The organism is Frateuria sp., from assembly GCF_035944355.1.
Classification (GTDB): Bacteria; Pseudomonadota; Gammaproteobacteria; order Xanthomonadales; family Rhodanobacteraceae; genus Frateuria_A.
In genome coordinates this window covers 395511-414156 of the sequence record NZ_DASZBH010000016.1, presented here as the reverse complement: position 1 = coordinate 414156, position 18646 = coordinate 395511, and the positions used below count along the sequence as shown (strand labels likewise).

Annotated in this window: 14 protein-coding genes; 7 read left to right on the top strand and 7 right to left on the bottom strand. The window is 69.3% G+C overall.

Annotated features, from left to right (window positions below):
- Positions 1-10: 10 nt before the first annotated feature.
- A complete protein-coding gene (locus VGU03_RS14815) occupies positions 11-313 on the bottom strand; it encodes a DUF3247 family protein (protein WP_327481824.1) in 303 nt (100 codons plus the stop codon).
- Positions 314-430: 117 nt separating this feature from the next.
- Here VGU03_RS14815 and VGU03_RS14810 point away from each other — a divergent pair, with 117 nt between their 5' ends.
- The 3 genes from VGU03_RS14810 (at position 431) to VGU03_RS14800 (ending at position 3833) form a co-directional block, all read left to right on the top strand.
- On the top strand, positions 431-1687 hold the full coding sequence (locus tag VGU03_RS14810; protein WP_327481822.1) for an MFS transporter: 1257 nt from the start codon (positions 431-433) through the stop codon (positions 1685-1687).
- 37 nt (positions 1688-1724) lie between these two features.
- Complete coding sequence (locus tag VGU03_RS14805; RefSeq protein ID WP_327481820.1) at positions 1725-3341, top strand: alpha/beta hydrolase-fold protein; 1617 nt, start codon at positions 1725-1727, stop codon at positions 3339-3341.
- Between the two features lie 162 nt (positions 3342-3503).
- A complete protein-coding gene (locus VGU03_RS14800) occupies positions 3504-3833 on the top strand; it encodes a hypothetical protein (RefSeq protein ID WP_327481818.1) in 330 nt (109 codons plus the stop codon).
- Between the two features lie 70 nt (positions 3834-3903).
- Here the strand turns inward: VGU03_RS14800 and VGU03_RS14795 are convergent, their stop codons facing one another.
- The gene (locus tag VGU03_RS14795) at positions 3904-4119 is read right to left on the bottom strand and encodes a hypothetical protein (protein WP_327481816.1); all 216 of its coding nucleotides are present in this window, start codon (positions 4117-4119) and stop codon (positions 3904-3906) included.
- A 237-nt stretch (positions 4120-4356) separates the two neighbouring features.
- Between VGU03_RS14795 and VGU03_RS14790 the strand changes: the two genes are divergently transcribed.
- Positions 4357-5943 carry an MFS transporter gene (locus tag VGU03_RS14790; protein WP_327481814.1) on the top strand — a complete coding sequence of 529 codons (1587 nt, stop codon included), beginning with the start codon at positions 4357-4359 and terminating at the stop codon, positions 5941-5943.
- A gap of 860 nt (positions 5944-6803) precedes the next feature.
- Here the strand turns inward: VGU03_RS14790 and aceE are convergent.
- On the bottom strand, positions 6804-9524 hold the full coding sequence (gene aceE, locus VGU03_RS14785; RefSeq protein WP_327481812.1) for a pyruvate dehydrogenase (acetyl-transferring), homodimeric type: 2721 nt from the start codon (positions 9522-9524) through the stop codon (positions 6804-6806).
- A gap of 135 nt (positions 9525-9659) precedes the next feature.
- Here aceE and VGU03_RS14780 point away from each other — a divergent pair, with 135 nt between their 5' ends.
- Complete coding sequence (locus VGU03_RS14780; protein ID WP_327481810.1) at positions 9660-10607, top strand: glycosyltransferase; 948 nt, start codon at positions 9660-9662, stop codon at positions 10605-10607.
- On the opposite strand, the gene VGU03_RS14775 is transcribed toward VGU03_RS14780, so the two are convergent.
- The 4 genes from VGU03_RS14775 to rsgA form a co-directional block, all read right to left on the bottom strand.
- Positions 10604-11605, bottom strand: a complete 1002-nt coding sequence (locus VGU03_RS14775; protein ID WP_327481808.1) for a glycosyltransferase — start codon at positions 11603-11605, stop codon at positions 10604-10606. The two genes, VGU03_RS14780 and VGU03_RS14775, sit on opposite strands and share 4 nt — an antisense overlap.
- Positions 11606-11679: 74 nt before the next feature.
- On the bottom strand, positions 11680-13992 hold the full coding sequence (locus VGU03_RS14770) for an NADP-dependent malic enzyme (RefSeq protein ID WP_327481806.1): 2313 nt from the start codon (positions 13990-13992) through the stop codon (positions 11680-11682).
- An 81-nt stretch (positions 13993-14073) separates the two neighbouring features.
- Positions 14074-15345: a flavohemoglobin expression-modulating QEGLA motif protein gene (locus tag VGU03_RS14765; RefSeq protein WP_327481805.1), complete on the bottom strand. Its 1272-nt coding sequence runs from the start codon at positions 15343-15345 to the stop codon at positions 14074-14076.
- Between the two features lie 85 nt (positions 15346-15430).
- Positions 15431-16483: a ribosome small subunit-dependent GTPase A gene (gene rsgA, locus VGU03_RS14760; RefSeq protein ID WP_327481803.1), complete on the bottom strand. Its 1053-nt coding sequence runs from the start codon at positions 16481-16483 to the stop codon at positions 15431-15433.
- 129 nt (positions 16484-16612) lie between these two features.
- Here rsgA and VGU03_RS14755 point away from each other — a divergent pair, with 129 nt between their 5' ends.
- A complete protein-coding gene (locus tag VGU03_RS14755; RefSeq protein ID WP_327481800.1) occupies positions 16613-17857 on the top strand; it encodes an aminotransferase class I/II-fold pyridoxal phosphate-dependent enzyme in 1245 nt (414 codons plus the stop codon).
- A gap of 185 nt (positions 17858-18042) precedes the next feature.
- Positions 18043-18642, top strand: a complete 600-nt coding sequence (locus tag VGU03_RS14750; RefSeq protein WP_327481798.1) for an SGNH/GDSL hydrolase family protein — start codon at positions 18043-18045, stop codon at positions 18640-18642.
- Positions 18643-18646: the final 4 nt, after the last annotated feature.

Here is an 18646-nt window from a genome sequence, read left to right as displayed (position 1 = left end):
GGACCGCGGCCTATGACCAGGAAGGCGCATCCGCATCGAGGTGCTCGATGCGCACGATCTGGTCGAACCACACGTAGCGTTTCCACTGGGAGATGCCCGGACGTTCCAGGTGCGCTACGCCATTGCTGCCCTCGTTGCCGTCCCCATCGTAATACTCCTGCACGGTCGGGCGCGCGGCGACCACGCCTTCGCAGGTGCTGCCATCGACCAGGTACAGGCGCACGCGGGCGCCGTTCTGCAGGTGCTCGACCAGGCCGTTGAAGCGGGCGATGGTGGGCTGGTCGGTGTAGATGTGTTCGGCCTGGCGGCCCATGGCCGGTCTCCTGCTTCGGCAATGGAGCGAGGCTAGGGCTTTGGCGGGCAAGTGGCCGTGAAGTTTCCGGCGTGGGACGCCTACGGCGATAATCCGGCGCCATCCCCTGGAATCCCCATGCCCACCGATTCGCTGCTCAAGCACCGCGCCTTCGTGCAGTTCTGGTTCGCCCGCATCGCTTCGGGTTTCGGTTTCCAGATGCTGTCGGTGGCGGTGGCCTGGCAGATCTATGCGATCACCGGCCGCGCGCTGGACCTGGGCCTGATCGGCCTGGTGCAGTTCTTTCCCTCGGTGCTGCTGGCGCTGCCGGCCGGGCACGTGGCCGACCAGTTCGAGCGCCGCCGCGTAGTGCTGGTCGGACAGGTGGTCGAATGGTGCGCGATCGTGCTGTTGGCGGTCCTGAGCTTCACTCACCGCGTGCACGAGCTGGGCATCCTGGCGCTGGTGTTCGTGATCGGCACGGCCAAGACGTTCGAGTCGCCCTCGATGTCCTCGCTGCTGCCGGCGCTGGTGCCGCCGGCGATCCTGCCGCGCGCGGTGGCGGTGAGCGGCTCGGCCTTCCAGATGGCGATGGTGCTGGGGCCGGCAGTGGGCGGCCTGCTCTATGTGGCGGGCCCTGGCGTGGTGTACGCCGCGGCGGGCGGGCTGTATCTCGTCGCGGCCACGCTGATGGCGCTGCTGCGCTACGAGCAGGCGCCGCCGAAGCGCGAGCCGGCCACGCTGAAATCGCTGTTCGCCGGCGTGCATTTCATCCGCGCGCGCAAGGACGTGCTGGGCGTGATCTCGCTGGACCTGTTCGCCGTGCTGTTCGGCGGCGCCACCGCGCTGCTGCCGATGTTCGCCAAGGACATCCTGCACACCGGCCCGTGGGGCCTGGGCCTGCTGCGCGCGGCGCCGGCGGTGGGCGCGCTGCTGATGTCGTTCTGGCTGGCGCGGCACGACCTCACCCGCCGCGTGGGCATGCTCATGTTCGGCTCGGTGGCCGGGTTCGGATCGGCCACGCTGGTGTTCGCGCTGTCGCCGTGGATGTGGCTGTCGCTGGCGGCGCTGTTCGCCGCCGGCGCTTTCGACATGGTGAGCATGGTGATCCGCGGCTCCATGGTGCAGCTGGACACCCCCGACGCCATGCGCGGGCGGGTCAACGCGGTCAACTCGATCTTCATCAACACCTCCAACCAGCTGGGCGAGTTCGAGTCGGGCCTGGCCGCGGCCTGGCTGGGCGCGGTCGGCGCCACGGTGCTGGGCGGCATCGGCACCCTGGTAGTCGTGGGGCTGTGGATGGCGATGTTCCCCACGCTGCGCCGGCGCCAGCGGCTGCATGTGGATCCGGAAGCGATCGATGCAGCCGAGGGCGCGTCCGCCGGCACGGTTTAGTTGGGCGGGCATGCCGCTCCCGGCTAGGATCGACGGCATGAACACACACCCGCTCCGGCGACTGGCCGGCACCCTGGTCGCCCTGTCCTTCCTCTGCGCCGCGCAGGCGGCCGAGGGGCCGCGCATCCTGGTCGGCTTCAGCGCCAAGGCGCATGCGCAGCCGATCACCGGGCGCGTCTACGTCGCGGTCAGCCGCAGCAATGACAAGCCGCCGATAGAGCAGACCGACATCACCGGCGTACCGCTGTTCGGCCACGACGTCAGCGCGCTCGCGCCCGGGCAGCTGGCCGCCATCGACGGGAACGACTTCGGTGCGCCGCTCGCCAGCCTGCGCCAGCTGCCGGCCGGCGACTACTGGATGCAGCCCTTCGTCAACGTCTACACCGAGTTCAAGCGCGCCGACGGCCACACCGTGTGGCTGCACATGGACCAGTGGGAAGGCCAGGATTTCAAGCGCTCGCCCGGCAATCTCTACGGCAAGCCGGTGAAGGTGCACTACGACCCGGCTTCGCCCACGCCGGTGAAATTGCTGGCCGACCTGGTGATCCCGCCGATCCCGTTCCCGAAAGACACGCCCTACGTCAAACGCCTGCGCATCCGGAGCAAGCTCCTGAGCGCCTGGTGGGGCCATCCGATCTACCTGGGCGCCACCGTGCTGCTGCCCAAGGACTATGACAAGCACGCGGACGTGCGCTACCCGGTGATCTACGAGCAGGGTCACTTCTCCACCCGCGCGCCCGGTGGCTTCGACCGTCCGAAGTCGGGCTTCCGCGACTACTGGCTGGCCGACGGCACGCCGCGCTACATCATGGTGAGCCTGCAGCATCCCTCGCCCTACTACGACGACTCCTATGCGGTGAACTCGGCCAACGAGGGCCCGTACGACGACGCCATCCACCAGGAGTTGCTGCCGGAGGTGGAGAAGCGCTTCCGCATCATCGGCAAGCCGTGGGCGCGCGTGCTCGAGGGCGGCTCCACCGGCGGCTGGATCGCCATGGCGCAGATGGTCTTCCACCCGGACTTCTACGGCGCCACCTTCGCCTCCTGCCCGGACGCGCTGGACTTCCGCCACCACCAGGTGGTGAACATCTACGACGACGCCAACGCCTACTGGCTGGACAAGGGCTGGGTGAAGGTCGAGCGACCCGACACGCGCCAGCCCGACGGCAACGTCGAGGCGATGATGAAGGACGAGAACTGGTACGAGCTCGCCGTAGGCGACCACGGCCGCTCCGGCGGGCAGTGGGACATCTGGGAGGCGGCCTTCGGCCCGGTCGGCGGGGACGGCTATCCGCGACGCCTGTGGGACAAGCGCACGGGCGTGATCGACCACCAGGTCGCGCAGTACTGGAAGGAACACTTCGACCTGCGCCAACGGCTCGAATCGCAGTGGGCCACGCTCGGCCCCAAGCTCAGCGACAAGATCCACATCTACGTGGGTGATGCCGACACCTACAACCTCAACATGGGCGTGCGCGCGATGGACGCCTTCCTCCGGAGCGCGCGCAACCCGTCCTTCCGCGGCAGCGTCACCTATCAGCCGATGGCGCCGCATTGCTGGGGGCCGCGCGGCAAGGAGCTCATCGAAACCGTCACCCGCTATCTCGACGGCCATGCGCCGGCCGGCGCGGATCGCACGGGCTGGCGCTACTGACCGGGCCCTCGCGGCAGGCCATCCTGATGCATGCGGCTGCGGATGGCCGCCGCGCGCCGGTCGCCGCCGGTGAGGCCAGCCTGAACCCAAGCGGGCTGTTTCGACGCTCCGCTCACGATGCCGCGGTCAGGCTGAGGCTTCGATGCAAAGGAGGCTCCCGTGATGAGACACCGCGATATCGAAGACCGTTTCGACGGCGCCAGCGAACGCGTGCGTGACCGCATGCGCCAGTACGCCAATGGCACGGCCGACACCGCCACCGACCTGATCGAGCGCGGCCGCCGTCTGACCGGCCGCTTCGGCCGACGCGGCGCCGGCTACGGCAAGCAGCTCTCGCACATGGCCGAAGACCTGGCTGACGAGGCCAGCTATCAGTACCGCCGCGTGCGTCGCCATGCCAGCCGGCACCCGGTGGCTGCGGTCGCCCTCGTCGCCGGCACGGTCGGCGCGTTCCTGCTGTTACGCAAGCTGCTGAGCAGCGACGAGGACTAGACACCGGCGTGCGCCCAGCCTCTCCTGGCGGAGAGGCCGGGGCGAAGGCCACGCCCGTGGAGGGATTCGCTCACCCGCGCATGCGCGGCTCAGGAACCGTCGGCGTGTGCGGATCGATGGGCGGCAGCTCCGGCTGCTGCGGGCGGCCCGGGTCGACCGGATCGCGCGGCGGTTGCGGCGGCGGATCCTGCTGGGGATGTTCCGGCTCGCCGGGCGGGCCGTTGAGCGACCATTCCGCGTGGTCGCCGGGTTCCGGAGTGGGCATGCCCTGAATCGTCGGACTCATGGATATTCTCGTATCGGCTGCCGGTGCGTCGAAGTATCGGCAGCCCGCCGTGCGTGGCGCGCGAAGGAGCCGTCCACACCACACAAGGCACCGCCGCGATCGCTGGACGGTCTCCTTCGAGGGAGGCAGCAAACCCGCGGAACACTGCCTCCGAAGCAGTAGCGCTGCCCCGTGTTCCCGCAGGCCAGAGGTGGCAAAGGTCAAGGTAAGCTTGGCCGTCCCTCGACGGCCTTTCGCATGCCCGCCAAGAGCATCACCTACCATCACCCCGTCGCGTTCTGGCTCGGCTGCGCCTGCGTGGTCGCAGGTGTGCTGGCGCACCTGCCCATGCTGGCGATGGCCGCGCCCATGCACTACCGCCTGGCCGGCATGCCGATGGACGGGCTGATGCTCACCGGCATGGCCCTGGTGCCGGCGGGCGTGCTGCTGTCCGCTTATGGGCTGATGCCGCGCCTGGCGCAGATGCGCCGCACCCTGCACCCCGAACGCACTCCGCTGCCGTTCCACGCCGCCGATCACGTGCCGCTCAACCGCGAGCACTGGAAGCTGGTCGCGGTACTGACCATGGCGCTGGCGGTGGACGTGATGAAGCCGGCCACGATCGGCTTCGTGATGCCAGGCCTGTCGGCCGAGTACGGCATCAGCGCGGCCACCGGCGGCCTGCTGGCGCTGTCGGCGCTGATCGGCACGACGGTGGGCTCGGTAGTGTGGGGGCGCCTGGGCGACCTGTTCGGGCGGCGCGCCACCATCCTGCTCTCGGCGCTGATGTTCATGGGCACCTCGATCTGCGGCGCGATGCCTTCGTTCGGCTGGAACCTGGTGATGTGTTTCATGATGGGCGCGGCAGCCGGCGGCATGCTGCCGATCACCTTCACGCTGATGGCCGAGACCGTTCCTACCGCGCACCGCGGCTGGCTGCTGGTGGCGCTGGGCGGCGTCGGCACCTCGGCCGGATACCTGCTGGCCTCGGGTGCGGCCACGCTGTTCGAGCCGGCCTACAGCTGGCGCTCGCTGTGGCTGCTCAATCTTCCTACGGGCGCGCTGATCGTCCTGCTCAACCGCTACATTCCCGAGTCGCCGCGCTTCCTGGCGCTGGCCGGACTGGAGGAACAGGCGCGCGCGGTGCTGTTGAAATTCTCCGGCAACACGCTGCCGGCGTACGAGGCGGCACCCGCCGCGCGGCCGCACGCTCGGATCGGCATGCGCGAGCTGTTGCGCGGGCGCCATGCCGCGATCACCTGGGGCCTGATGGTCTGCGCGGTGGCCTGGGGCCTGGCCAATTTCGGCTTCCTGCTATGGCTGCCGGCCAACCTGGTCCAGCTCGGCATCGGCGCACGGGCCAGTGCGGCGCTGCTGGCACGTTCGGCGGTGCTCGCGTTGCCTGGGATCGCCGTCGTGGTGGCCTGCTACCAGCGCTGGAGCAGCATCCGCACGCTGGTGCTGTTCATCGCGTCGACGGCGGCATCGCTGCTGCTGTTTCTCGCCATCGGCTGGATGACGCTGCGTTCCGAAGCGCTGACCACCACGGCGACGGTCGCGCTGCTGCTCAGCATCAGCGGCGTGATCGCCACGCTGATCCCGTATGCGGCGGAGATCTATCCGGTGCACCTGCGCAGCACGGGGTCCGGGCTGATCGCCGGCGGCTCCAAGCTGGGCGGGATCCTGGGTGCACTGCTGGGCGTACTCGGGCTGTTCGAGCACTTCATGCTGTCGGCGCTGCTGATCGCGCTGCCGATGGGACTGGCGGCATGGATGCTGGCGCGGCGCGGGATCGAGACGCGCGGGCACGGGCTGGAGGCGATCCAGCAGGCGTTGTCAGAGTAGGTGGGGCCGCGTGGGGGCCTTCCAGTTCGTGTTCGGGCCGAGACGTGCTTGCACGCGTTTGGCGAAGAAACTGCATGCCTGCGGTTGCGCGCCTTCCCCGCGAGGAGTTGGATGGCGAAGAGCTTCCGATCGCCTGCGGCGCTCGGGTCACTTTCTTTGCTGGCCCAAAGAAAGTAACCAAAGAAACGGCCTGGCTCAGCACGGGGCGAGATAAAAGCTAGGCCCCATTACGCCTTGCCGAGCGGGTCGCTTGCTCTTAGAGGAGCTGCAGCGGCTATACCGCGGGCGCTCGGGAGTTGAGGCAAGGGATGGCTGCGCTCTTTTTTTGGGGCCGTTCGCAACGACTTGGGTATGGACCTTAAGCGCGCGGTATTTGGACGGTGGGCTGAAGCCTACCGTCCCCTCAACCTTGGCTTCCGGCCGGGCAAGAATGAGCTCCGGCAAACGAATGAAGCGTCCACGCCGACACTCCAAAACCCGCCAGGGACCTCCCTCGCCTCAACTCCCGAGCGCCCGCGGTATAGCCGCTGCAGCTCCTCTATGAGCAGGCGCTTACTCATCAAGGCGAGGTGGTACCTAGCTCTTATCCTTCACCGGGCCTAGCCAGGCCGTTTCTTTGGTTACTTTCTTTGGGCCAGCAAAGAAAGTGACCCGAGCGCCGCAGGCGATCGGAAGCTCTTCGTGCCCGACCAAAACCACGGAAAGGTCTCGCAAGAACGGCAACCAAGAACCCCACCAACAAACATCCCCGCGAGCCCCGGCCCCAACCCTCTCCCCGCAGGGGAGAGGGAGCAAATGCGTCGGGCAAGCCGCCTGCAAGGCGCTACCCCTATCCCGGAGGGAAGAAGGCTTCGAGGCGATCAGACCGTCAGCGGGTTCGGCTTCTCCGGATCGAGCTTGTACTCCTTGATCGCACGCGCCACGTCCTTGGCGTTGACCAGGCCGTCCTTCGCCAGCGCCGCGAGCGCGGCGTGCGCGATCCAGTAGCGGTCGACCTCGAAGAAGTCGCGCAAGTGCGCGCGGGTGTCCGAACGGCCGTAGCCGTCGGTGCCCAGCACGGTGTAGCGCATGCCCTCGGGCATGAAGGCGCGGATCTGGTCGGCGTACTCACGCACGTAGTCGGTCGCGGCGATGGCGGGGCCGGAACGGCCCTGCAGCAGCCCGGTGACGTACGGCAGGCGCGGCTCGGCTTCCGGATGCAGGCGGTTCCAGCGCTCGGCGTCGAAGCCATCCCGGCGCAGCTCGCTGAAGCTGGGGCAGGACCAGATGTCGGCAGCGACGCCGAAATCCTTTTCCAGCAGTTCGGCCGCGGCGATCACCTCGCGCAGGATGGTGCCCGAGCCCAGCAGCTGCACGCACGGCGCCTTGGACTTGGACTTGCCCTTGCCGTTGCCATTGCCCTGGCCCGAATCCCGGAACAGGTACATCCCCTTGATGATGCCTTCCTCGCAACCCTTCGGCAGTTCCGGGTGCTCGTAGTTCTCGTTCATCACGGTGACGTAGTAGTACACGTCCTCCTGTTCCTGCAGCATGCGGCGCGTACCGTCCTGCAGGATCACGCCGACCTCGTAGGAGAAGGTCGGGTCATAGGCCTTCACGTTCGGGATCACCCCGGCCATCAGGTGCGACTGGCCGTCCTCGTGCTGCAGGCCTTCGCCGTTCAAGGTGGTGCGGCCGGAGGTGCCGCCGACCAGGAAGCCGCGCGCGCGCATGTCGCCGGCGGCCCAGGCCAGGTCGCCGATGCGCTGGAAGCCGAACATCGAGTAGTAGATGAAGAACGGCAGCATCGGCTGGTTGCTGATCGAGTAGCTGCTGGCCGCCGCCATCCACGAGGCCATGCCGCCGGCCTCGCTGATGCCCTGCTGCAACACCTGGCCCTTCTGGTCCTCGCGGTAATAGAGCAGCTGGTCCGAATCCTGCGGGCGGTACTTCTGCCCGAACGGAGCATAGATACCAATCTGCCGGAACATGCCCTCCATGCCGAAGGTGCGCGCCTCGTCGGCGACGATCGGCACCACGCGCGGGCCGATCGCCTTGTCGCGCAGCAAGAGGTTCATGCCGCGCACCAGCGCCATGGTGGTGGAGATCTCGCGCTCGCCGGTGCCGGCGGTGATCTGCGCGAAGGCGGACAGGTCCGGCGCCTTGAGCTGCACGTCGGTCTTGCGCCGGCGCTGCGGCAGGAAGCCGCCTAGCGCGCGGCGGCGCTCGAGCATGTATTCGACTTCAGGCGAATCCTTGCCCGGGTGGTAGTACGGCACCTCGGCCAGCTTGTCGTCCGACACCGGGATGTTGAAGCGGTCGCGGAAAGCGCGCACCGAGTCGGTGTCCAGCTTCTTCTGCTGGTGGGTCGGGTTCTGCGATTCGCCCGAGCCCAGGCCCATGCCGTAGCCCTTGACCGTCTTGGCCAGGATCACCGTGGGCATGCCCTTGGTGTTCACCGCCGCGTGGTAGGCGGCGTAGACCTTGTGCGGATCATGTCCGCCGCGGTTGAGACGCCAGATGTCGTCGTCGGAGAGGTTGGCGACCATCTCGCGGGTCTGCGGGTACTTGCCGAAGAAATGCTCGCGCGTGTAGGCGCCGCCGAAGGCCTTGCAGGCCTGGTACTCGCCGTCGAGCGTTTCCATCATCAGCTTGCGCAGCACGCCGTCCTTGTCGCGCGCCAGGAGCGGATCCCAGTAGGAACCCCAGATCACCTTGATCGCGTTCCAGCCGGCGCCGCGGAAGACGCCCTCCAGCTCCTGGATGATCTTGCCGTTGCCGCGCACCGGGCCGTCCAGCCGCTGCAGGTTGCAGTTGATCACGAAGACGAGGTTGTCCAGGCCTTCGCGGCCGGCCAGCGAAATCGCGCCCAGCGACTCGGGCTCGTCGCACTCGCCGTCGCCCATGAAGCACCACACCTTGCGGTCGGTCTTGGGGATCAGGCCGCGGTGCTCGAGGTACTTCCAGAACTGCGCCTGGTAGATCGCCTGGATGGGACCCAAGCCCATCGACACGGTCGGCACCTGCCAGTAGTCGGGCATCAGCCAGGGGTGCGGGTAGGAGGACAGCGCGCGGCCCTTGCCGGCCACCTCCATGCGGAACAGATCCAGTTGCTCTTCGCCGATGCGGCCTTCGAGGAACGAGCGGGCGTACACGCCGGGGCTGGAGTGGCCCTGGTGGAACACCAGGTCGCCCGGGTGCTCGGCGCTGGGCGCGCGCCAGAAATGGTTGAAGCCGACGTCGTAGAGCGTCGCGGACGAAGCGAAGCTCGCGATATGCCCGCCGAGCTCACCCGGCTTGCGGTTGGCGCGCACCACCATCGCCATGGCGTTCCAGCGGATGATCGAGCGGATGCGCCATTCCATCGCCGCGTCGCCCGGGCTCTTGGCCTCGTTCGCCGGCGCGATGGTGTTGACGTACTCGGTGGTCGGATCGAACGGCAGGTAGCCGCCGGAGCGCCGGGTGGAATCGACCATGCGCTCGAGCAGGAAATGCGCGCGCTCGGTGCCGTCGTGCTGGATGACCGCATTGAGCGATTCGACCCACTCGCGGGTTTCGGCGGGGTCGAGATCCTGATTCAGGATGTCATCGAGCTGATCCATGGAACTTCTCCGCGGCGCACCGGGCGCCTCTTGTATTTGACGTGTGGGGAGCCCCCGATTCTAGCTTTGCGGGGGGTGGGCCGCCACACGGCAGGCATCGCTTACCATGCGCCAGCACCCCAGCCGATCCGAACCATGCCTACCCCCACGACGCCTTCGCCGCTGATCTCGGTCGCCCTTAGCGTGTACAACGGCGAGCGTTTCCTCGAGGCGCAACTGGATTCGATCCTGGCGCAGCGCGACGTGCAGTTGGAGGTCATCGCGGTGGACGACGGCTCCCGCGACGCCAGCGTGGCCTTGCTGCAGGACTATGCACGCCGCGACGGGCGCGTACGCGTGCACCCGAACCCGGCCAATCTCGGCCCCACGCGCAGCTTCGAGCGGGCCATGTCGCTGTGCCGGGGCGAGTTCATCGCCCCCAGCGACCAGGACGATCTGTGGGCGCCGGACAAGCTCGCCACCCTGCTCGCCGCCATCGGCCAGGCCGACCTCGCCTACTGCGACTCCGCCTATATCGACGGCGAAGGACAGCCCAGCGGGCGCCGGATCTCGGACGACACGCAGATGCTGGCCGGACGCGAGCCGTTGCGGTTCGCCTTCGCCAATTCGGTGTCCGGCCATGCGCTGCTGGTGCGCCGCGACCTGTTCGAGAGCGTACGCCCGCTGCCACCGGAACTGTTCTACGACTGGGTGCTGGCCATGTTCGCGGCGGCGCGCGGCGGCGTGGTGTACGTCGATCGGCCGCTGGTGCGGTTCCGCCGACACACCCAGGCTTATTCCTCTTTAGGTCGCGAAGGCGTTGCCCGCAAGCCGGACCGCTACCGCGGCTGGATAACGGACCGGGTCGCCCTGCTGCGGGCGCTGGCCGGCAGCCGTTTCGACGCGGGCGGCCGCGCGCGGCGCATGTCCGAGGCGCTGGAGCTGGCCATCGACAAGCGCTCCCACGCGCCGCTGCTGCGGGCGATCTGGCGTGAGCGCGCGGCGCTGGCCGCACCGGACCGGCCGGCCTGGCAGGCGGCGGTGCGCCTGCAGATGCGAATGCTGCGCAAGTTGGCGCGCGCGCGCCGAGAGGCGGCGGGCTAGGAACCCAGGTAGCCGCGAATCTGCGCGCCGCGGCCGAACCAGCGGCGCGGCAGCAGCAGCTTCAGGCCGCGCTCGGCACTCTTGCGGTGCAGGCCGGGATGGCGCAGCCCGCGCCACAGCAACCGCACCCACTGGTAGCGCGGGCGGTCCAGCAGCGCCTCGCGCATGTCCGCCTCCAGCCGGTACATCGCCGCCAACGCCAGCGCCAGCCGGCGCCGTTCGGCCGGCAGGTCGGGGCGGGCCTCCGCGCAGCGCTCCTGGTCGGCGGCGATCTGGCGGTACATGGTCAGCACACGACGGTTGCGACGCTCGTAGGTCGAATAGTCGTGGTCGCTGCGGTCGAACATCCAGTCGTTGAGGTTGCCGCCATGGCGGCGATAGCCCAGCAGCGCCTGCGGCAGGCAGCGGCACTCGCCCACCAGCGCCGCGCGCAGGCTGAGCATGTTGTCTTCCACGAAGCCGTGCAGCGCTGGCATCCCGGTGATCAGTTCGCGGCGCACCGCCATGGAGGCGCCCAGCACCGTCTGCATCCGACCGCGCCGCAGGAAGGCGCGCTGGTCCAGCCGCCGGGGCATCCCGCGCACGGATTCGGCGAGCAGGCGGCCCCGCTCGTCGATGTCGTCGACGGCCGAACCGACCACCTGCGCCTGCGGGTGCGCGACGAATTCCTCCAGCAAGCGTTCCACCCGGTCCGGACGGGCTACGTCGTCGCCGGCCTGGAACACCAGCACCTCGCCCGTGGCGAGCCCAGCCAGTTCGTTCAGGTGCGCGCACAGGCCGAGGTTCTGCGCCGTGCTGCGGATGGTGACCCGGTGCGGTCCGGTGTAGCCCTTCATGACGTCGCGCGCGACCGACAGCGACTCGTCGCCGGAACAGTCGTCCGAGACGATGATCTCGCACGGCACATCCTGCGCGAGTACGGAGCGCAAGGATTCGGCGATGGTGTGCTGCATGCGGTACGCGATGAGCAGCACGGTGCAGGACGGAAGCTGGCTCATCCTTGTGCGGGCTCCCCTTGGCTCAGCCATGGTGATCCCCCCGGTTTCACGCGGACTATACGCCAGGATGGCGCTCAACGCATGCTGCGCAGCACACCGGCCCCGGCCTCCCGCGCGGCGACCCGGATCTGCGCATCCACCGCCGCGATCGCCGTCATGTTGACGACCCGCCGCACGGTCGAGGCCGGCGTGAGGATGTGCGCGCTCTTGTCCACGCCCATCAGGATCGGGCCGATCGCCACGCCGCTGGTCATCACGCGCACCATGTTGTAGACGATGTTGGCCGCGTCCAGGTTGGGCAGCACGAACAGGTTAGCGCGGCCGGACAGCGTGGTGTTGGGGAAGATGCGCTGGCGCAGCACGCCGTCCCAGGCGGTGTCGGCCTGCATCTCGCCGTCCACTTCCAGCCTGGGCGCGCGCTCGCGGATCAACTGGTAGGCGCGGCGCATCTTGGCCGCGCTGGCATTGTCGTGGCTGCCGAAGTTGGAGTGCGAGAGCAGCGCCACCTTGGGCTCGATGCCGAACAGCTTGAGCCGGTAGCTCGCCTGCAGCGTGGCCTCGGCGATCTGCTCGGCGGTGGGGTCGACCTGCACGTGGGTGTCGACGAAGAACCAGGCGCCCAGGTCGTTGATCACGCCGGTCATGGCCGAGGTGCACTGCACGCCCGGGTCCAGCCCGAACACCGACCGCAGGTAGCCGAGCTTCTTGTGGTAGCGCCCGACCAGGCCGCAGATCAGCGCGTCGGCTTCGCCGCGCTCGACCATGATGGCGGCGATCAGCGTGGGACGCGAGCGCATCAGGTTCTTGGCCGCCGCCGGGGTGACGCCGCGGCGTTCGGTCAGCGCGTGGTACTGCTGCCAGTAGTCGTTGAAGCGCGGATCGTCGTTGATGTTGGTCAGCTCGAAATCCACGCCCTCGCGCATGCGCAGGCCCAGGCGCTCGATGCGCGTGGCGATCACGTCCGGACGGCCGATCAGGATCGGAAAGGCGAGCTTCTCGTCGATCACCGTCTGCACGGCGCGCAGCACGTTCTCTTCTTCGCCCTCGGCGTAGACCACCCGCTTCAGGTCGGCGCGGGCGCGCTCGTACACCGGCTTCATCAGCAGGCTGGTGCGGTAGATGAACTGGCCGAGCTTCTCGCGGTAGGCGTCCATGTCCTCGATCGGCCGGCCGGCCACGCCCGAGTCCATCGCCGCCTGCGCCACCGCCGGCGCCAGCATCACCAGGAGGCGCGGGTCGAACGGCCGCGGGATCAGATAGTCGGCGCCGAACGAGGGCACCTCGCCGCCGTAGGCGCCGGCCAGGTCCGAGGCTTCCATGCGGGCCAGCGCCGCAATGGCGCGTACGCAGGCCAGCTTCATCGCCTCGTTGATGCCGGTCGCGCCCACGTCCAGCGCGCCACGGAAGATGTACGGGAAGCACAACGCGTTGTTGACCTGGTTCGGGTAGTCCGAACGGCCGGTGGCGACGATGCAGTCCGGCCGCACGCGCTTGGCATCCTCCGGCAGGATCTCGGGGTTGGGATTGGCCAGCGCCAGGATGATCGGCCTGTCGGCCATGGTGGCGACCATCTCGGGCTTGAGGATGCCGCCTGCGGACAGGCCCAGGAACACGTCGGCCCCGGCCACGATGTCGGCCAGCGAACGCTTGTCGGTGTCGCGGGCGTAGCGCGCCTTGTCCGGGTCCAGCCCCTCGCGGCCGGCGTGGATCACGCCTTCGCGGTCGAAGGCCAGGATGTTCTCGGGCCTGACGCCGAGCGCCACCAGCATGTCCAGGCAGGCGATGCCGGCGGCGCCGGCGCCGGTGGTCGCCAGCTTGATGTCGCCGATCTTCTTGCCGACCACTTCCAGCGCGTTGAGCACCGCGGCGCCGACGATGATCGCGGTGCCGTGCTGGTCATCGTGGAACACCGGGATGTTCATCCGCTCGCGCAGCTTGCGCTCGACGATGAAGCACTCCGGCGCCTTGATGTCTTCCAGGTTGATGCCGCCGAAGGTCGGCTCCATCGCGGCGATGATGTCCACCAGCTTGTCCGGGTCGCGCTCGTTCAGCTCGATGTCGAACACGTCGATGCCGGCGAACTTCTGGAACAGGACGCCCTTGCCTTCCATCACCGGCTTGCCGGCGAGCGGACCGATGTCGCCCAGGCCCAGCACCGCGGTACCGTTGGTGATCACCGCCACCAGGTTGCCGCGTGCGGTCATCTCGCTGGCGGCGTGCGGGTTCTCCACGATCGCCTCGCAGGCGTAGGCCACGCCCGGCGAGTAGGCCAGCGACAGCTCGCGCTGGGTCACCATCGCCTTGGTCGCGGTGACCTTGATCTTGCCCGGGCGGGGATGGCGGTGGTACTCGAGCGCGGCGTGGCGCAGGTCGTCGGAATGGGCCATGGGTGACGGCTTTGTGCGAGGGGAAGCGGCCCTACATGGTAGCAGTGCGATCCCGCGCAGGGGCCGATGCGCGCCGCGCCGCTACAGCCGCAGGCTGAGTTCGTCCGCCTGCACCTGCCCCATGTGGATGCCGTTGACGAACAGCGAGAAGGCCAGCTTGCCGGCCAGCCCGTGCACGTGCTGCATCCACGGCGGCAGCCAGCGCGGCGGCTTCAGCGTGCCGGCTTCGAAGTGCGGCTGCAGGGTGATCACGTCGTGCAGCGCGAGCTTGCCGGCGAACAGGTGGCGCAGCAGGTCCATGCGCTGCTGCTTGAACGCCCAGCGGAAGAAGGTGTGCACGGTGAGCAGGCCGGACAGATAGACGTTGTCCTTGGCGAAGGCCGCGCCGCCGGTCAGCGGCACGCCACGGAACACCCTCTGCGCCGAATGGAAGCTGTCCGCCGAACCCTGCCCGCAGTGGCGGAAGTACTTGTAGACCTCGACGAAATCGGCGCCGTTGAGCGCCATGTCGATGGCCAGGATGCGCAGGCTGATGCGCTTGAGGCGGGCGATGTCGATGGCGCCGGACATCAGCTCGGCGAACACGGCCAGGCCCTCCTGCGTGGCCGTGACCCGTGGCGAGGTGCGCGCCAGCGAGGCGAGCAGGGGCTGCTCGCGGCCGTTGAGCGCGGTCAGCGAATGCACGAAGGCCTCGTGCGCGAGCAACTGGTGGCGGTCGTACTCGCTGAAGCTGGCGCCGCCGCGCAGGCGGATGCGGGTGGCGCCGGCAGCCGCCTTGGCGGTCAGTTCCGGGTCCACCTCGACCACGATGCGGCCGGGCCCGAAGAATTCGTCCAGCGTACGGCCCAGGTCCGTGCGCAGCGTTTCGGCGGAGATGTCCATGCACACGTCGTCGGCGAGCAGGTCGGCGCCCAGTTCGTCGGACAGCTCGACGAAATAGCGCGCCGCGTCGAGGTTGCTCTTCTGGCTGCCGGGGATGGCATCGCCCGGCCGGCCGTAGAGCTCGATCGACGGCGCGGTGACGCCGCTGCTGCCGACCGCCTCCAGCAGCTCCGTGGCGATGCGCCAGGAGGCAGCGGTGCGGCACAGGTAGTCGCCGATCGGGTCGCCGCTCAGCGACGTCTGGGCCTCGCGCTCGACCGCCACCAGCTCGGCACGCACCTGCCCGAGATCCGGCCGCACGTAGTGCACTTCCGGCAGCGCATAGCGGCCCTGGTCGTAGGCCGCGATCATGCGCTGCTCCAGCGACGCAGGCCACGCCACCGTGGGCAGGATGTTGATCGAACGGGCGGCGGCGAGCATGCGCCGATCCAGCTCGGCGTAGTGCTGCTGATCGGCCGGGACCGCGCTCATCACGCCGGCTGCCGCAGCGGCGCGGCGCGCAGGTGGGTCGCAAATGCAAGGGCTCGATACATGTGGTTATCCCGAATCAGCTGATTCACTCCCGCTCGCGCCGCCCGCGGTTCCCGTGCGGCCGCTCCGCCGGACGGCCCCCGCGCTGCCGGCGCAGTCGTGCCTCCAGCGTGGCGGCCTGTTCCTCGCGCTCGTCGCGCAGTTTGAGGAAGTTGCGCCAGCGCTCGCCGGCCAGTTCGCCGGAGTCCAGCGCCGATTGCACCGCACATCCAGGCTCGCTGCCGTGACCGCAGTCGGCGAAGCGGCAGGTTTCGGCCAGCGCTTCGATGTCGGCGAACAGGTCGAGGTTTTCCTCGCCGGTGAGCTTGAGTTCGCGCATGCCGGGCGTATCGATCAGGCAGCCGCCCGAGGGCAGCATCAGGAGCGCGCGGTGGGTGGTGGTGTGGCGCCCGCGGCTGTCGTGCGCGCGCACCGCGCCGGTGGCCATGCGCTCGTCGCCCAGCAAGGTGTTGGTGAGGGTGGACTTGCCGGCGCCGGAGGAGCCCACCAGCACCGCGCTGTCGCCGGGCTGCAGGTAGCGGGCCAGCAGTTGCGCGCTGGCCGGGTCCTTGCCGTTGACGGCATGGACCGGCGTGTGCGCCGGCAGGCGCCCGCGCAGGGCGGACAGGCGCGCTTGGGCGTCCGCGTGCAGGTCGAGCTTGCTCAGGAGCACCACCGGCTGCGCGCCGGAGTCCTCGATCAGCGAGAGATAGCGCTCGATGCGCGCCGGGCTGAAATCGTTGTCCAGCCCGGTCAGGACCAGGACGTAATCGATGTTCGTGGCGATCAGCTGGCGCTCGTAGCGTTCGCCCGCGGCGGCGCGCGAGAGCGCGCTGCGGCGCGGCAGCACGTTCAGGATGTGCGGTGGACGGCCCTCCTCCACTTCGACGAAGTCGCCTACCGCGGGCCGCTGGGCAGGATCCAGCGCGCGCTTGAGGAAATGCCCCGCCGGCTGCGCGCCGAACACGGCCTCGCCATCGTGCAGCTCGTAGCCGGCCCGGTGCTGCGCGACCACGCGCGCGATGCGCCGGCCACCGGGCGGCAGCTCGCCGCGCCAGCCGATGTGGCGCAGGCGTTGGAGGATGGCCTCGTCGCTCATGGCCGCCGATTATGCCCGTTTCCCGCAGCGCGCCCGTCGCACGCACATCGCGTCTGCCGACGGTGGCCGGAACTGCACGGGCCCGGCGCTGCTAGCATCGGCGCTTTAACCTGCCCCCCGAGGACACCCGTGCCGGTTCCCATCTTGCCCAGCGCACACCTGGCCGACGTGCGCTACGAGATCCGCGGGGCGCTCACGCGCCGCGCGCGCGAGCTGGAAGCGGCCGGGCACCCGATCATCAAGCTCAACATCGGCAACCCCGCGCGCTACGGCTTCGAGACGCCCGCGCACCTGCGCCAGGCGATCGCCACGCACCTGGCCGACAGCGAGGGCTACGGCCACGAGCAAGGGCTGGAAGAGGCCCGCGAGGCGATCGCTGCGCAGCAGCGCGCACGGGGCGCGGCGGATGTCGCGGTCGAGCGCATCTTCATCGGCAACGGCGTCAGCGAGCTGATCGACCTGTCGCTGCGCGCGCTGCTGCAGCCCGGCGATGAGGTGCTGCTGCCCAGCCCCGACTACCCGCTGTGGAGCGCCGCCACCATCTTGAACGGCGGCCGGCCGCGCTATTACCGCTGCCTGGCGCCGCATGGCCATCTGCCCGATCCGGACGAGGTCGAGGCGCTGGTCACGCCGCGCACGCGCGCACTGGTGCTGATCAACCCGAACAACCCCACCGGCGCGGTCTACCCGCGCGCCCTGCTCGAACGGCTGGTGGCGATCGCCGCGCGCCACGGCTTGCTGCTGCTGGCCGACGAGATCTATGACGAGATCCTCTACGACCAGGCGCCGTTCCAGCCGCTGGCCGAGGTGGCCGGCATGCATCCCTGCCTCAGCTTCGGCGGGCTGTCCAAGGTGCATCGGGCCTGCGGCTACCGCGTGGGCTGGCTGAGCCTCTCGGGCGATCCGGCGCCTACCGCCGCCTACCGCGACGCGCTGCAGCTGCTTGCGGCGTTGCGCCTGTGCGCCAATGCGCCTGCGCAGTGGGCGGTGGTGCCGGCGCTGGCCGGGCGGCCGACCATCGGCACGCTCACCGCGCCGGGCGGTCGCCTGCACGAGGCGCGCCGCGCGGTGCTGGAAGGCGTGGCGGCAAGCGACTATCTCGATCTGGTCGCGCCCGCCGGCGCGCTGTATGCCTTCCCGCAAGTTCGCGCCGAGTGCCTGCCGCGGTTCGACGACGACGCCTTCGCGCTGCGCCTGCTCGAGCAGGAGGCGGTGCTGCTGGTGCCCGGCTCCAGCTTCAACATGCCGCACAGCCGCCACCTGCGCCTGACCCTGCTGCCGCCGCCGGCGCAGCTGGCCGAGGTGTTCGTGCGGATGGAGCGGGTGCTCGATCGCATGGCACAGGAACAGGCGCGCGAATCGGCGGTCGCCTGACGCACCCCCCCCATCCCGGTGGGAAAGGGGTTCGGGTGCGGGGCTCGAGGCTACCGCTTCGACTCCGCCCTGCGGGCTACGCTCAGCGCGAGCGGATTTTTTAGGATCGGGATCGAGGAATTCCGCTCGTCCCGAGCATGGGCGCACAGCGCCGAAGTCGAAGGACCTCACCCACCGGAGCCGCCATGCTTCTGCATTACCTCGCCTTGGGCGATTCCTACACCATCGGCGAAGCGGTGCCCGCCGCCGGCCGCTGGCCGGCGCAACTGGTCGTGCGGCTGCGCGAGCGCGGGGTGGCGATCGACGACCCGCAGATCGTCGCCGTCACCGGCTGGACCACCGACGAGCTGTCGTCGGCCATGGACGCGGCGAGCTTCGCCCCGCCCTACGGCCTGGTCACCCTGCTGATCGGCGTGAACAACCAGTACCGCGGCCGCGATGCAGGCGAGTACCGCGACGAGTTCGCCCGGCTGCTCCGGCGCGCGGTCGGCCTGGCCGGCGGCCACGCATCGCGCGTGGTGGTCGTTTCGATCCCCGATTGGGGCGTTACCCGTTTCGCCCGCGAGCAGGGGCGCGATCCGGCGCAGATCGCCCAGGCGCTGGACGCCTACAACGCCATCGCGCGCGACGAGACCGGCCGCGCCGGTGCGCGCTGGGTGGACATCACGCCCATCTCGCGGCGACACCCGGAGCTGGTCGCCGAGGACGGGCTGCATCCCAGCGCGCAGCAGTACGCGCTGTGGACCGAAGCGATCCTGCCGGTGGCCGCCGCTGCGGTGAAATAGCGCG